At 56.7% G+C, this 14,198-nt stretch carries 15 protein-coding genes and 1 pseudogene; 8 read left to right on the top strand and 8 right to left on the bottom strand.

Going from position 1 to position 14,198, the window contains the following annotated elements; all coding sequences use genetic code 11:
* Window positions 1-222: pseudogene (locus ACIGG6_RS12005) on the top strand (IS110 family transposase); the annotation flags it as partial.
* A 461-nt stretch (window positions 223-683) separates the two neighbouring features.
* On the opposite strand, the gene ACIGG6_RS12000 reads toward ACIGG6_RS12005, so the two are convergent.
* A complete protein-coding gene (locus tag ACIGG6_RS12000; protein WP_399844654.1) occupies window positions 684-3,248 on the bottom strand; it encodes an ABC transporter permease in 2,565 nt (854 codons plus the stop codon).
* On the bottom strand, window positions 3,241-4,056 hold the full coding sequence (locus ACIGG6_RS11995; RefSeq protein ID WP_399844653.1) for an ABC transporter ATP-binding protein: 816 nt from the start codon (window positions 4,054-4,056) through the stop codon (window positions 3,241-3,243). The genes ACIGG6_RS12000 and ACIGG6_RS11995 overlap by 8 nt, the downstream gene beginning before the upstream one ends.
* Here ACIGG6_RS11995 and ACIGG6_RS11990 point away from each other — a divergent pair.
* Together ACIGG6_RS11990 and ACIGG6_RS11985 are read left to right on the top strand one after the other, a co-directional pair.
* A complete protein-coding gene (locus tag ACIGG6_RS11990; RefSeq protein ID WP_399844651.1) occupies window positions 4,055-4,741 on the top strand; it encodes an arylesterase in 687 nt (228 codons plus the stop codon). The two genes, ACIGG6_RS11995 and ACIGG6_RS11990, sit on opposite strands and share 2 nt — an antisense overlap.
* Window positions 4,742-4,928: 187 nt before the next feature.
* Window positions 4,929-5,120 carry a type II toxin-antitoxin system RelE/ParE family toxin gene (locus ACIGG6_RS11985; RefSeq protein WP_399844650.1) on the top strand — a complete coding sequence of 64 codons (192 nt, stop codon included), beginning with the start codon at window positions 4,929-4,931 and terminating at the stop codon, window positions 5,118-5,120.
* Window positions 5,121-5,139: 19 nt separating this feature from the next.
* On the opposite strand, the gene ACIGG6_RS11980 is transcribed toward ACIGG6_RS11985, so the two are convergent.
* A complete protein-coding gene (locus tag ACIGG6_RS11980; protein ID WP_399844648.1) occupies window positions 5,140-6,330 on the bottom strand; it encodes an RNA-guided endonuclease InsQ/TnpB family protein in 1,191 nt (396 codons plus the stop codon).
* Between ACIGG6_RS11980 and tnpA the strand changes: the two genes are divergently transcribed.
* Complete coding sequence (tnpA, locus tag ACIGG6_RS11975; protein WP_172514897.1) at window positions 6,223-6,639, top strand: IS200/IS605 family transposase; 417 nt, start codon at window positions 6,223-6,225, stop codon at window positions 6,637-6,639. The two genes, ACIGG6_RS11980 and tnpA, sit on opposite strands and share 108 nt — an antisense overlap.
* Before the next feature lie 228 nt (window positions 6,640-6,867).
* Here the strand turns inward: tnpA and ACIGG6_RS11970 are convergent, their stop codons facing one another.
* Window positions 6,868-7,755, bottom strand: coding sequence for a DMT family transporter (locus tag ACIGG6_RS11970; protein WP_399844645.1), 888 nt, complete (start codon window positions 7,753-7,755; stop codon window positions 6,868-6,870).
* The gene (locus ACIGG6_RS11965) at window positions 7,752-8,021 is read right to left on the bottom strand and encodes a SelT/SelW/SelH family protein (RefSeq protein WP_399844643.1); all 270 of its coding nucleotides are present in this window, start codon (window positions 8,019-8,021) and stop codon (window positions 7,752-7,754) included. Before ACIGG6_RS11965 ends, ACIGG6_RS11970 begins: the two co-directional genes overlap by 4 nt.
* A gap of 157 nt (window positions 8,022-8,178) precedes the next feature.
* On the opposite strand from ACIGG6_RS11965, the gene ACIGG6_RS11960 reads away from it, so the two are divergent.
* The 4 genes from ACIGG6_RS11960 to ettA all read left to right on the top strand — a co-directional run bounded on the left by ACIGG6_RS11960 (window position 8,179) and on the right by ettA (window position 12,349).
* Window positions 8,179-9,489: an MFS transporter gene (locus tag ACIGG6_RS11960; RefSeq protein WP_399844641.1), complete on the top strand. Its 1,311-nt coding sequence runs from the start codon at window positions 8,179-8,181 to the stop codon at window positions 9,487-9,489.
* A 186-nt stretch (window positions 9,490-9,675) separates the two neighbouring features.
* Entirely contained in the window at window positions 9,676-10,113 is a 438-nt protein-coding gene (locus ACIGG6_RS11955; RefSeq protein ID WP_062361625.1) for a PAS domain S-box protein, read from the top strand.
* A 162-nt stretch (window positions 10,114-10,275) separates the two neighbouring features.
* The gene (locus ACIGG6_RS11950; protein ID WP_044628513.1) at window positions 10,276-10,488 is read left to right on the top strand and encodes a PA3496 family putative envelope integrity protein; all 213 of its coding nucleotides are present in this window, start codon (window positions 10,276-10,278) and stop codon (window positions 10,486-10,488) included.
* Window positions 10,489-10,687: 199 nt separating this feature from the next.
* A complete protein-coding gene (gene ettA, locus ACIGG6_RS11945; RefSeq protein ID WP_399844639.1) occupies window positions 10,688-12,349 on the top strand; it encodes an energy-dependent translational throttle protein EttA in 1,662 nt (553 codons plus the stop codon).
* Between the two features lie 95 nt (window positions 12,350-12,444).
* Here the strand turns inward: ettA and ACIGG6_RS11940 are convergent, their stop codons facing one another.
* The 3 genes from ACIGG6_RS11940 to ACIGG6_RS11930 are packed head-to-tail and all read right to left on the bottom strand — an operon-like array spanning window position 12,445 to window position 14,158.
* A complete protein-coding gene (locus ACIGG6_RS11940) occupies window positions 12,445-12,786 on the bottom strand; it encodes a histidine triad nucleotide-binding protein (RefSeq protein ID WP_399844637.1) in 342 nt (113 codons plus the stop codon).
* A gap of 59 nt (window positions 12,787-12,845) precedes the next feature.
* Window positions 12,846-13,718, bottom strand: coding sequence for a phosphoribulokinase (locus ACIGG6_RS11935; protein WP_044628510.1), 873 nt, complete (start codon window positions 13,716-13,718; stop codon window positions 12,846-12,848).
* Window positions 13,718-14,158, bottom strand: a complete 441-nt coding sequence (locus ACIGG6_RS11930) for an acyl-CoA thioesterase (protein ID WP_399844636.1) — start codon at window positions 14,156-14,158, stop codon at window positions 13,718-13,720. Before ACIGG6_RS11930 ends, ACIGG6_RS11935 begins: the two co-directional genes overlap by 1 nt.
* Window positions 14,159-14,198: the final 40 nt, after the last annotated feature.

Genomic DNA, 14,198 nt, shown 5'->3' with positions numbered 1-14,198 from the left:
ATCACCAAGCGTGGCAATAGCGAAGTAAGGCGCCAACTTGTCCATGGCGCTAGGTCCGCGTTAAGGAAGTTTCAACGCCAGGAGCACCCGGATCGTTTAGCGCAATGGATTATTCAGTTAGCAGCGCGGGTAGGCCAACGAAAGGCCATCGTGGCGCTAGCCAACAAGATGGCGCGGATCTGCTGGTCAATCCTTGCTTATAAACAACCTTACCAAGCATAGAGAGGCAAACGATTCACTTAGGCTCATCCGGGTACTGAGGTGAGCACTCCCGAGGTTGCGTGAGTAAGACATTTGATGGCACACCGGTAAGACCGGCTCTCTGTCACCCTGTGAAGCCCCCTGGCCCATTGAGGCCGCGTAGGAGATTAAGAGCAGAGAGCGCGCATTCCATCAGGGCCAATAGAGTAGCTACTCTAAAAGGCCGGATATAAGCGTGCAGTCCTTCCCCGTGTTGGTCTTATAGCTTGCTTGCTCAACGGGACGGGTCCATATAAGGGGCTTTAGCTCGCGATGATGAAGGCACTGGTGCCTCGGCAGGCTAAGGGCGGCTGGCGCCGCCGTCGCCCAATAAATTGGCCTCCCACAATCGTGTCTTCATCGCCTAATCAGGTGCCCTCCTACAACTGCCTTCGGCAATGTCCCGATAAACTGCTGTAGGAGGGAGTTTTTATGGCTGTAGATTAAGCCTCGCCCAGCAGCCCTAAACTGGCGGCGGGGGCTTGTCTACGCAGGCTGTAGGAGAGCGCGTGGCCGATGATACCTATCAGCAGCGCGCCTCCGATGGGTAGCGTTAGCCATAGGCCGATATGCAGGCGCGGGGTTAAGTCGAGCCAGTAGAGGTAGAGTGCGGCGGTGGCGAGCTCTGCAAGCACCGCTCCTAGCAGGCCACTGGCAAACCCGAGCAAGGCATATTCGGCCCCTTGCACGCGGGAGATCATTCGGTTGCCTGCACCAAATACCCGCAGCAGGCCACTCTCGTGGGCGCGTACCGGGCGGCTGGCAGTAAGCGCGGCGTAGAGCACACTCACGCCCGCTAACAGCACCAGAATAAGCACGAGCTCTACCGCGCGAGTCACCTGAGTCAACACATCGCGCACCTGCCCTAGAATGGCATCCACGTTGAGCAGCGAAACGCCGGGGAAGTCGCTGACCAGTTCACGCACCAAGCCCTGCTCTTCGTCTGGCAGATGGAAAGCGGTGATGAAGCTATGGCCGAACGATTCCAATACGCCGGGCGGGAAGATCACGAAGAAGTTTGGGTTAAAGCTGTCCCAATTCAGGCTACGCAGGCTTTCAATGCGTGTTGTGATGCTGTCGCTGCCCACGGCGAATGTGATTTCGTCTCCCAATCCCAAACCAAGACGCTCAGCCAAACCATCTTCTACCGAAATGGGGACAGTTTCTGAGTCGCTCGAAGGCGTCGCGTCCACTTCGCTCATCCAACCTTCTGGCTCACTGGCAGGCGTAAACCACTGCCCTGCCACCACTTGGTTGCCTTCGGGCAACTCGGATTGCCAGGTGAGGTTTAACTCACGACGCAGCGAGTTGTCGCCTCGGGCATCGGCGGGAACAGCATCTCTGGGCGCTTGTCCGTTAATCTCGGTAATACGCCCACGTACCATGGGGTAAAGGGTGCTTTGGGTATCGACCCGAGGCGCCACCGCTTGCTCGAACGCATCCCGCTCGCCGGGCTGAATGTTGATGGCAAAGTAATTGGGCGTATCTTCTGGGAGCTGGTCTTGCCAAGTAGTGAGCAGATCCCCACGCACCAGGACGATCATCGCCATGGCAAAAAACGTGACTGAAAATGCCAGCAGTTGGCCAAGCCCCGCCTGCTTGCGGCGGGCCAGTTGACGCCCGCCCAAGCGAAATGCCTGAACCCACTCGCCACCGCCCTTAAGGCGCTGCACAGCGCGAAGCAAACCATTCAGCAATAAAGAACTCACGCCCCACAGCAGCGCCAGTAAAGCCGAGCCACCCACCAGAAGCGCCAAGGCTAGAGGGAAGCTGCCTGAATAGAGCCACAGCAGGCCGCCAAATACGATGCTGGCCACCCCCACCACCAGCCAAGCGGCGGACGGCAGCGGGTCCAGCTCTCGGCGCAGGACTTTCAGCGCGCTCACCTGCTTGATACGCAGCAGCGTTGGCCCTGCAAACCCGACCAGCACCGCCAGCGCGGTGAAGATACCGAGCCATAGCGGCATAATGCCAGGGGGTGGCAGCGTCATGGGCAGAAAGCTGGTCAATAGCCACAGCAGCACTGCTTGGCCTACCAAGCCCAGCAGCGCGCCAATGAGGGAGGCCATTAACGCCAGCCCAATGAGTTGCAGGCTGAAAATCGTCACAAGCTGATACTGGCTGGCACCAAAGCAGCGCAGCAGCGCGGCGGTATCCAGGTGACGCTCTACGTAGCGGCGGGTCGACATAGCAACCGCCACCCCAGCCAACAGCACCGCTGCTAATCCGGCAAGGCCTAAGTAGCTTTCCGCACGTTGCAGGGCATTACCCAACTGCGGGCGGTCTACCCGCACATCACGCACCTCTACGCCGTCGCGCCGTAGCTGTGCCAACAAGCCTTGCACCTGATCTAACGCGGCGGGCGGCCCGGCGGCCAGCAGTTCAAACTCAATGCGCGACCCTGGCTGCACCAGGCCAGTGGCTTCAAGGTCAGCGGTATTGAGCATCAAGCGCGGGTTAAAGTTACCAAAACCTGCGGACTGGTCCGCTTCGCGTTCGATAATTCCGCTAATGGTCAGCTCCGTTTGCCCCACCTGCACGCGGTCGCCAATCTCGATATCGATCAGCTCGGCTAGCCGTGGGTCGGCCCAGGCTTCGCCTGCAGGTGGGCCAGAGGCGATTTGCTCGACGCCGCTGCCCCTATCTACGTGAGAAACACCGTAGTGCGGGTACACGTCATCTACCGCTTTGAGGCTGGCGGGCTGGAAGCGCTCCCCCTGGCTGATCATGGAGACCAGATCCACTTGGTCGCTCAGCGTAAAACCCGCCTGCTCTAGCGTATTGCGCAGCTCTTCTGGGAAAGGGTCGCGCTGTTCGAGCACTAAATCGCCCCCCAGCATCTGCCCGGCTTGGCGCTCAAGGCCACGCTCCAAGCGATCAAGAAAGAAGGCAATCATGGTGGAAGCGGCCACCGCCAGTACCAGCGCGACAAACAGCGCCCGTACATCCGCCGCGCGCAGGTCGCGCTTGAGACTACGCGCCGCTAATCGCCAATTAATATCACTCATCGCCTTCCCCGCTGTTGGCTGGGGCTGGCTCGAACGGGACGAGCTGGCCGTTGGTCAGGCGCAGGCAGCGGTCGCAGCGGCGCGCTAAGGCGTGGTCGTGGGTGACGAGAATCAGCGTTGTGCCCGCTTCTTTATTGAGCGTGAAGAGCAGGTCGATGATCTGCGCGCCGGTATCCGGGTCCAAGTTGCCAGTCGGCTCATCGGCAAACACCAGCTCAGGGTCGGTCACGAAGGCACGCGCAATGGCGACACGCTGCTGTTCACCGCCAGAGAGCTGTTTGGGCTGGTGGGAAGTCCGCTCGCCAAGCCCTACACGCTCCAACCACTGCTGAGCAGTACGGGTTTCTCCGGCGCGGGGAGAGAGTTCTAGCGGCAGCAGCACGTTTTCCAGCGCGCTGAGGGTCGGCAACAGCTGAAAGTTTTGAAACACGAACCCCACTCGCCCTGCCCGCAGTGCGGCGCGGCCATCTTCATCCAAGCGGCTTAACGCGTGACCGAAAAGCGTTAGCTCGCCATCGCTGGGGGTGTCCAGCCCTGCCAGCAGGCCTAATAGCGTTGATTTCCCCGCCCCGCTTTTACCCAGGATCGCCACGCTTTCTCCTGCTGCCACGCTTAGGGAAAGGTCGTGTAAGATGGTGAGAGTGCGCTCACCACTGATCACTCGCTTGGCAAGCTTTTCCGCCTTTAGCACTGGCTGACTGGCTGCTTCGTGGGGAACCTTCTTGGCCTGTGGTGTGTCGGTGGAGGGCTGACGCGTGGGAGCGTCTTCGGTGGGCATATTGGACGTAGGGTCAGAGGAGTAGGACATGAAGCGTGGATTCCCTTTAGCAATTCAAAAACTGGCTGATCGAGTCACGGCTCGCCTTGGATTTTCGTGCGCTTTTGCGCTGGTCGCTTTAATAAGCACTGCGCCCCTTTACGCCGAAGAGCCACCTACACTGCTAATAATGGGCGATAGCTTAAGCGCTGCCTACGGCATTGAGCAGGATCAAGGCTGGGTAACGCTGCTCGCGGAGCGCCTGGAAGACGACGCGCAGGTGGTAAATGCCAGCATCAGCGGGGAAACCACCTCAGGCGGCGCCCAACGATTTGCCGATATTATCGGACAGCAGCAGCCAGATATCGTTCTTTTAGAACTTGGCGGCAACGATGGTTTACGCGGTTTACCACCTGCCCAGATGCGCGCCAATCTCGCCACCATGATTGAGCAGAGCCAACAAGCTGATGCTGAGGTACTGCTGCTGGGTATCGATATTCCACCAAACTACGGCCAAGCCTACCGCGATGCTTTCACTGGGGTCTATCACTCCCTAGCGGAGGAGTACGATCTCTCGTTAGTGCCTTTCTTGCTGGAAGACATCGCGCTTAATAAACAACTGATGCAAAGCGATGGTATTCACCCTACCGCTGAGGCCCAGCCGATTATCTTGGATAACGTGTGGCCAGCGCTTGAGCCCATGTTGGAAGAGACGTACCAGGCTTCTTCTCAGTAGCGTACTTTGCGTACGGCACTGACTCGCTGAGCAACGCCATTTTTTCATGCCTTGCACGCATGTAGTCTAAGAACTTCTATGTTTTCATGCTTGCTATTAAACAGACTGACATTTTCCGGCGGTGGGAACGTAAGCTCAGCGATTCGCGCGCCAAATTGCCGCCCGTATTTTCAGGCTGGCCAATGGATTGGCTGGCGATGTAAAACCTGTTGGCCAAGGCATCAGTGAACTGCGTATTCATCATGGCCCAGGATATCGTGTCTATTTTAAACAACGCGGTAACGAGCTTGTCATCCTGTTGTGTGGTGGCGATAAAAGCACACAGCAAAACGATATCGATACAGCGCAGCGTCTGGCAGCAGAATGGGAGGAATCATGAGCGTTGACGTCCTCCCCGCCTAAAGGACGGGGATTCCAACTTCTTGAGGGCAACGTCCTGCCCCGAGACTGAGGATATTCCGGGCCGCATTCACGTCCCGGTCGTGGAGTACACCACACTCCACGCACTCCCAGCCCCTTACTCGCAACCCGTTGACGCCCTGCGGCCCGCTAAGCGAGCCGCACGACGAACAGGCGCGGGTGGTGTTGGTTTCGCGAACGACCTTGAAGACGATGCCTGCGTGAGCGCATTTATATTCCAGCATCGTTTTCAGTTGTGACCAGCCAGCGTCGTAAACGCTTTTGGCCATCTTGGTCTTCGCGAGCTTGGTTGAGGAAACATCGCCCACGACGATTTCGCCGTACTGATTGACGAGTTTCCGGGAAAACTTGTGCTGCGCGTCCTGGCGACGGTTCTTGATCTTGGCGTGAATAGCCTTTACCCGCCGCTTGTTACGGGCACGTTGGGCTGTCGCCAACTGGTCTTCCATGCGGCGGTAGAAGCGGCTGTTTTCCAGCCTTTCTCCATCGCTACAGGTGGCCACATCCTTGAGCCCAAGGTCGATGCCAACGGCGCCCTGCCCAAGCGTCGGTTGAACGTCCACCTCGACCGCAACATTGAAATACCACCGGCCCCGGCTATCTTCGTTGAAACTGCCGGCACGGAACTTGTATGTCGACAGGCCGTAGCTATCCCACACCTTGAGGTAGGTGCCGTTGTGAAATACCTGCCCGTTCTTCCACTTGGCCGCGCCGGTATTGACCGGAATCCAGCCAAGTGAGCGGCGCACACCGCCGGACTTGCGCCAATTCAAGCGGGGCTTTTTGAACTGCTTGCGGCGGGCAACGTATTCAGCAGCGATGCATTGCAGCGTTTGGCTGTGCAGGCCGAGGTCCTTGCCAGCACCCTTGGTATAGGGGTGCATGTCGTAGGCAGACAGAAACAGACCTTTCTCCCGAATGGCTCGGGAAGACAGTTCGTTGAGGTAGTTCCAAACAAAATTCACGCTGCGGGCCATGCGGTTAAGCTCGGCGGCGTGTTTGTCCTTCACTCGAACCTTGAGGGTCTTGGTCTGCTTCATGGCTTCGAATATACTTGGTCTATGGAAACCAAACAAGCTATTAGAACAGGAAGGCACTGCGTTTTTGAACTCCACGTCCATTTGGTCTTCGTCACCAAGTATCGGGGCAAGGTGTTTACCGGCGCGCATCTCAACTCCCTCGAATTACTTTTCGACCGAGTGTGTCGGGACTTCGAGGCGGAGCTACAGGAGTTCAACGGTGAAACCGATCACGTCCATTTGCTTGTCAACTTTCCACCCAAAGTGGCGGTATCCAAGCTGGTGAATAGTTTGAAGGGGGTATCCAGCCGGCGGATGAAGTTACTACACCCTGAACTGGTGCAGCCCGCCTACCGGAAGAACTCGCTGTGGAGTCCAAGCTACTTTGCGGGAAGTGTCGGAGGCGCCCCCCTGAGCATGGTCAAGCAGTATATTGAGCAACAATCGAGGCCGGACTAGGGGCGCTCTCGCGCCCCTCGCTATCCCTCCTCGCACTAGAAGTACGAGGTTTTTCGCGATGTTCGATAATTTCCTTCCCGAATATCTGAAAACGTTTGGATGCCAATAGGCAGCTTGCGGCGGTTGGCGTTGGGCACGGTGGCTTCCCGCGGTCCACATACATTATTAATGCCTAATAGCATGGCGTTATTACACAAAGAGGTCGTAGGTTGACGATTTAATCCATCTTTATGCTGCGCGCTTTTCTCGTTTACCTGGCAGCTGCTGTATTCCAAGCCCGCATAAAATAAGCACTAGCCCCACCAGCGTGGAGGGGAGCATTGGCTCCCCCACCACCAAGTAGAGCAGCAGCAGCGATACCGGCGGGGATAGGAAGATCAGGTTCGAGACTTTGGCCGTGCGGGAGACTGTTTGTACGGCCAGTTGCCAAAGCACAAAGGCTACGCCCATTTCAAACAGGCCGACGTAAACGCCTGCGCCTAGCGCGGGCCAGCCATGCCATTGCACACCGGGGCCAAGCAGTAACAACATGGTTAGCACCGGTAACCCAACGCTAAAATTTTGCCACTGGCCTACCAGGGGTTGTCGTTGATCCCGCGCGTTGAGCAGCCAGTAGAGTGCCCACAATAGGGTTGATGAGAGCGCCAGCAGCACGCCCAGCGGGTCTTCAAACGCCACATTGAATACATTGCCCCGCGTAGCAATTACCCAAACGCCGCTATAGGCCACCAACCCCGCCGCCACATCCAGGCGGGTTAAGCGGTGCCCCAGTAGCGGCACTGCCAGAAACGCCATGGCAAGCGCCCAGGTGTAGTTCAGCGCCATGGCCTCTTGACCCGGCAGCCGGTCATAGGCGGCAAATAGCACCAGATAGTACGCCACGGGGTTCATTAGCCCGGCCCAGAGCGCTGTTCGCCAGCCTTGGCGCAGCGCTAGCGCCATATTGCCCTGTTTGATGACCAGTGCGCCCATCAACAGCCAGGAAACCAGCGCCGCTATCCACATCAGCTCCAGGGGGCTCATCCATGCAAGGGCTACCTTGAAGGCGGTGGCAACGGTCGACCACAGTGCTACAGCGCCCAATCCATACAGCATCGCCTGTCGGTCTTGGGTCATCGGTCGATATGCCCCAGGTCGCGGGCAGGGTCGATCTGGTCACGCACTTGCTGCTTGAGTGTTTTGATGTCGGGAAAGCCACCATCGCGCTTGCGCTCCCATAGCAGCGTGTCGCCACACCAGATCTCAAACGTACCGCCGTGGGAGGGGGAGAGCGCGACCTCTGTTAGCTGCTCGCCAAACGTGGAGAGAAGTTCTTGGGCATACCAGGCGCTACGCAACAGCCACTGGCATTGGGTACAGTAGCGAATTTGAATGCGGGTCATCTTTTTGCGTCCTTATCTATCCGTTCCTTTGAAACACAGGTTTTTAAAGCACAGCCTTCTGGAACGCAGGGCTTTTTAAATACAGGTTTTAAAATACAGTGTGGCATCCTAAGTAGGCATTCTGTCATCTTAAATTAGCAATCGCCAAGGAACCGACATGGCTCAACCGGATGTTTCACAGACGCAGTTATACGAGTGGCTGACAGGCGATGACGACAGCCGTATGTGCGACGATATACCTGACGATGCCTGCCAAGAGCAGCCGCACAACTTTTTCCTGCACCTTTTCGCTTCGTTAGGCAATAAGTTAGCGGATGAGCTGTCGAGCGCCCGCTTAGTGCTGCCCTGGCTGCTGGGTATTATCGGCGCTCCGGTATGGATGGTGGGGTTATTAGTACCGATTCGTGAAGCAGGCGCTCTCCTCCCCCAGCTTTTTGTGGCTGGCTTTATTCGTCTAAAACCCCAGCGCAAGTGGGTGTGGGTGGCGGGGGCTGTGCTGCAGGCGATGGCGGCTATTGCTTTGGCGTTACTGGCTCTAATGGGCAGCGGGGCTATTGGCTCGTTGGTGTTGGCCGCGTTGGTCATGCTCTCTTTGGCACGGGGGCTCTCCTCCATTGCTACCAAGGATGTGCTCGGTAAAACCATCGCCAAACGCCGCCGAGGCACTTTGATGGGCTGGAGCGGCAGCGTCGCGGGGGGCTCAACGCTGGTTGCCGGTGGTGTATTGATGTGGTTCGGTGACCGCCCGGGCAATTTGGCATTGGCCATACTGCTGGGTGTGGCGGCTGCGGGCTGGTTGCTCAATGCGCTGTGCGCTGCCCGCATCAAGGAGGTGCCTGGTGCCGTCGAGGGCGGTGAAAACGCCTGGGATAGCATTAAGCTGGGGCTATCTCTACTGCGTGAAGACCGCACGTTTTTACACTTCAATGTCGCTAGGGCCCTGCTACTTTCAAGCGCGCTGGCGCTGCCTTACCTGGCGCTACTCGGCCAGCAGCAGAGCGGAACCGAGCTGGGCGGCCTAGGCATTTTAGTGGTGGTATCCGGCCTAGCCGCTATGGTGGCAAGCCCGATATGGGGAAAACGCGCGGATCAATCCAGCCGTCGGGTAATGCGCGACGCCGCCGTGGGTACCGTGCTGTGCTGCCTATTAGGCGCGGCCTTAGCTTGGTTGCCGGGTGACTGGACGCAGAGCGTTTTACCCTATGCCGCTATTTATGCGCTATTGGTGATTGTGCATCACGGTGTTCGCCTGGGTCGCAAAACCTATTTGGTGGATATTGCCAGCCAAGACAATCGCGCCCTTTACGTAGCGCTTTCCAATACGCTTACGGGCGTACTGATGCTGGTTGTCGGGGGTATTATTGGCGCGTTAGCGCAATGGCTAGGGAGTGCCATGCTACTGGTGGTCTTGGCGCTCACGGCAGCGGGGGCGGTGTTCAGCGCACAGCGGTTACCGGAAGCCGAATAGCGTTGTTGATTGCAAAGCACCGCAACGCTCGCCATGATGGGCAGCAGTTGGCGGTAGAGAGCTGTTTTTTTGCTATTCTACCTCTATTCGGTGGTGTGAAATTCCGCATCGTCCTGCAGTAAGAGAGCCCCGCGTTGATGAACAGCGCCACGGCTACGAAAGAACGAAAGCAACAGGAATCCATTGATGAAACGATCTCCCTTGATCAACCCGGAGTTACTTGAGCGCATTATTGACGCTTCTGAAGATGGCATCGTCGTTGCGGAGCAGGAAGGTGACGAAAACATCCTGATTTACGTGAATAAGGGCTTTGAGCGCTTAACGGGCTACAGTGCGGATGAAATTCTGTATCGCGACTGCCGTTTTCTGCAAAACGAAGACCGCGACCAGGATGCGCTATCGTCGATTCGCGAAGCGTTACAGGATGGCCGCCCCTCGCGGGAAGTGCTGCGTAACTACCGTAAAGACGGCACTATGTTCTGGAATGAGCTGTCAATTACGCCAGTTTATGACGAAGCCGACAACTTGATGTACTACATCGGTGTTCAGAAAGATGTGACCGAACGAGTTGAGGCCCAATTGGCACTGGCAGCGCTAAAAAATCAGCAGGAAAACGCCAAATAAACATTTGTCATCATAAAAACAAAGATAGGGCTTGAACTTCAATCCAAGTGGCGTTATATAGCGGCTAGGCGCTTGTTTAGCGTTAGGCGCTTCTTACTTTGCTTCTGTTGGGTAAGGAGCCGTTGTGATGCCGGTGCGCCGGCTTGGGTTGGAGGGCATACCATGAGCCGTGACCCCTTAAATCGTGAAACCTACACCAACGATGGGCTTGATGCTGACGAGTTTGATAACTTGGATGCAGTCAACGACGATCACTACGGTAAAAGCAAACCCAGTAAAGCGGATACCCTGCGCGCTCGCCGTCAGGTAGAAGCGTGGCTTGAAGAGCGTCGCTTACAGCGCGCGATTGAAGATGACTGGGACGAAGAAGAGTAGCGCCTTGCCAATCTGTTAAGCGTTTTCAAGGTGGACATACCCGAGGGGCACCCAAATGAGTGCCCCTTATCTTTGCGGCTTGACCACTCTACGCTTGCCCCACTGCTTTGCTGGCCTTTAGCCGCGCTGGGCACTATCATCTGTGCACCAAGCCAGCATATTTGCTGGTCTCGCTTTTACCACAACCTAACGGATTTCCATGGCGCAATACGTATTCACCATGAATCGGGTTGGCAAAGTAGTGCCGCCCAAAAAGCAAATTCTCAAGGATATTTCGCTCTCGTTCTTCCCTGGCGCCAAGATCGGCGTACTGGGCTTAAACGGTGCCGGTAAATCCACGCTGCTGCGCATTATGGCCGGTGTCGATAAAGAGTTTGAAGGTGAAGCTCGTCCGATGCCCGGCATCAACGTGGGCTACCTGCCCCAGGAGCCGCAGCTGGACGACGAGAAAAACGTTCGGGATACCGTCGAAGAGGCCTTAGGTGCCATCAAAGAGGCGCAGGAAAAGCTAGACGCGGTATACGCCGCCTACGCCGAACCCGATGCCGACTTTGACGCCCTGGCCAGAGAGCAGGCGCGGCTTGAGAACATCATTGAAGCTGCCGATGCCCACAACCTTGAGCGTAAGCTGGAGGTAGCCGCAGAAGCGCTGCGCCTTCCGCCGTGGGATGCCAAAGTCGGCAATCTCTCTGGTGGTGAGCGTCGTCGTGTGGCGCTTTGCCGCCTGCTGCTCTCAAGCCCGGACATGCTACTGCTGGACGAGCCCACCAACCACCTGGATGCTGAATCCGTGGCGTGGCTGGAGCGCTTCCTGCACGACTACAACGGAACTGTCGTTGCGATTACCCACGACCGTTACTTCTTGGATAACGTCGCGGGCTGGATTCTTGAGCTGGACCGCGGCCAAGGCATTCCGTTTGAAGGCAACTACTCCCAGTGGCTTGAGCAGAAAGAGCAGCGCCTGACCCAAGAAGCCAAACAGGAAGCGTCTCGTCAGAAAGCCATCAAACAAGAGCTTGAGTGGGTACGCAGCAACGCTAAAGGCCGCCAAGCAAAGAGCAAAGCACGTCTTAACCGCTTTGAAGAGATGCAGTCTGGCGATTTCCAGAAGCGTAATGAGACCAACGAGATCTACATTCCGCCTGGCCCGCGCCTGGGTGACAAAGTGATCGAGTTCCACAACGTCACCAAGCGTTTTGACGACAAACTGCTCTACCAGGATCTCTCCTTTACCATTCCCCAAGGGGCGATTGTTGGCATTGTGGGCGGTAACGGTGCCGGTAAATCGACGCTGTTTAAGCTGGTAACGGGCAAAGAGCAGCCGGATGCTGGCGAAGTGGTAATCGGCGAAACCGTTGATATCGCCTACGTTGAGCAGCTGCGTGACGCCCTAGACGACAAGCAAACTGTCTGGGAAGCAGTGTCCGATGGCCAGGATATTCTCAACATCAATGGCTATGAAGTTTCTTCGCGGGCCTACGTTGGTCGCTTTAACTTCAAAGGCAACGACCAGCAGAAGCGCCTGGATGAGCTTTCCGGTGGTGAGCGTGGCCGCCTTCAGCTTGCACAAACCCTGAAACAAGGGGCTAACGTGCTGCTGTTGGACGAGCCCTCTAACGACCTGGATATTGAAACCCTGCGTGCCCTGGAAGAAGCCCTGCTCGCCTTCCCTGGCTGCGCCATGGTGATTTCTCACGACCGCTGGTTCCTGGACCGTATCGCCACGCATATTCTGGCGTTTGAAGGCGATTCAGAAGTGGTGTTCTTCGACGGTAACTACACCGAATACGAAGAAGATCACAAGAAACGCGTCGGTAATGACACGCCCAAGCGCATGAAGTACAAGCGCATCGACGCCTAATGTTTTAGGCGTTACGCAATGCAAAAGCCCTGCTGGCGTTTCCCGCCGCAGGGCTTTTTTATGGATGGCTGTTTACCGTTGGCTGGCGAGACAGTTTAGCCTGCGGGCCAGGTAAACTCGCGCCCCCCCATTAAGTGCATATGGATATGGTAGACGGTCTGCCCGCCCATTTCGTTGCAGTTCATCACCACACGGTAGCCATCCTCGGCAAACCCCTGCTGCTTAGCAAGCTGCGCGGAGGTGTGTTGCAAGCGGCCTACGAGGGCTAGGTCGTCGGCGGCAATATCGTTAAGCGTCGAGATATGCTTTTTAGGGATAATAAGCTGATGGGTCGGCGCTTGAGGGCTAATGTCGTTAAACGCCAGCACGTGCTCATCTTCAAACACGATATCAGCGGGAATGTCGCGGTTAATAATTTTGCAGAACAGGCACTCCATCGCGGCCTCCTTAGGTTTGGCGCGTTTATTATCGATAAAAGGCAGCCCCGCTTACCCCGTTAGCGAAAACGGCGCTGCGACAGTAAGTGGCGAACCAGCGGTGCCAGAATCAGCTCCATCGCCAATGACATACGAGCGCCGGGCACCACCAGGGTATGCGGGCGGGTCATAAAGGAGTCTTTAATCATCGCCAGTAACCAAGGGAAATCGACGGTTGAAGGGTCGCGGAAACGGATGACCACAAACGACTCCGAATCGGTCGGAATATCCTGCACTTCAAAGGGGTTGGACGTATCGACCGTGGGCACCCGTTGGAAGTTGATATGGGTACGGGAAAACTGTGGCTGGATATAGCGCACATAGTCATCCATACGGCCCAAGATAGTGTCGATCACCGCTTCCTGAGAGTAGCCGCGCAGCTTCGTGTCCCGGTCGATCTTTTGAATCCACTCCAGATTCATGGTCGGCGCAACACCCACCAATAGATCCACATGGCGGGCAATATCGTACTCTTGGGTCACTAACCCGCCGTGCAGTCCTTCGTAAAACAGCAGATCGGTACCGCAAGGCAGCGACTGCCACTCGGTGAAGGTGCCCACCCGATACCCGGCTTCAATTTTCTGCTTATCTTCCGCATGGATATAGTGCCTGAAGGTGCCAGCACCGTGCTCCCCATACTCGATAAACAGCCCTTCCAGGCGATCAAGCAAGTTGGCTTCTACAGCAAAGTGGGATAGCTCATCTTTACGCTCTGGCTCTTCACGGAAAATGCGCTTTAGGTCATCGCGGGTATAGCGGTGAAACGCATCACCATCGACCATGGCAGCATGCACATCTTCACGCAAAAACATGCGCTCGAAGCTGCGGCGCACGGTAGTGGTACCCGCCCCTGACGAACCCGTTACCGCGATGATGGGATATTCTCGGGACATTATCCCCCCCTTGCATCAGCAAGCGTTTGCTTCACCGCATCGGGAATCGCTACCGGGCGGCCAGCAGCCAAGTCTATCAGTAGTTTATTTACCCGAGCGGTAGCCACCACATCGCCCGTTTCCGCCTTAGTCACCCGATGGAACACCGTTAAGGCTTTGCCTTCTGGGTCGGGCACTGCCGTTTCTATCACCAGCGCATCGGGAAAGCGGGCCTCCTGTTGATACTGCACGGCGAGGTCAACCACAACGCTTGGGTAGCCGTGCATATCCCACTCGGGCAGATCGAGGGCGGCGAAGGCCTGCATGCGAGCCTCATGAAGCAGCGATACCAGAGCATCATGCCCCAGATGGCGGCCGTAGTTCATATCCGTCACCCGCACAGTCAGCGGATGACGATGGATAACCGCTGCGTTAGGGAACTCCAGCGAAACACGCTCCATAGTTCAACTCCTTATCGGGTGACGGTTTGACCTTAAAAGG

It is taken from the genome of Vreelandella lionensis (genome assembly GCF_044543515.1).
GTDB classification, from domain to species: domain Bacteria; phylum Pseudomonadota; class Gammaproteobacteria; order Pseudomonadales; family Halomonadaceae; genus Vreelandella; species Vreelandella lionensis.
This window is presented reverse-complemented; position numbering and strand designations above follow the sequence as displayed.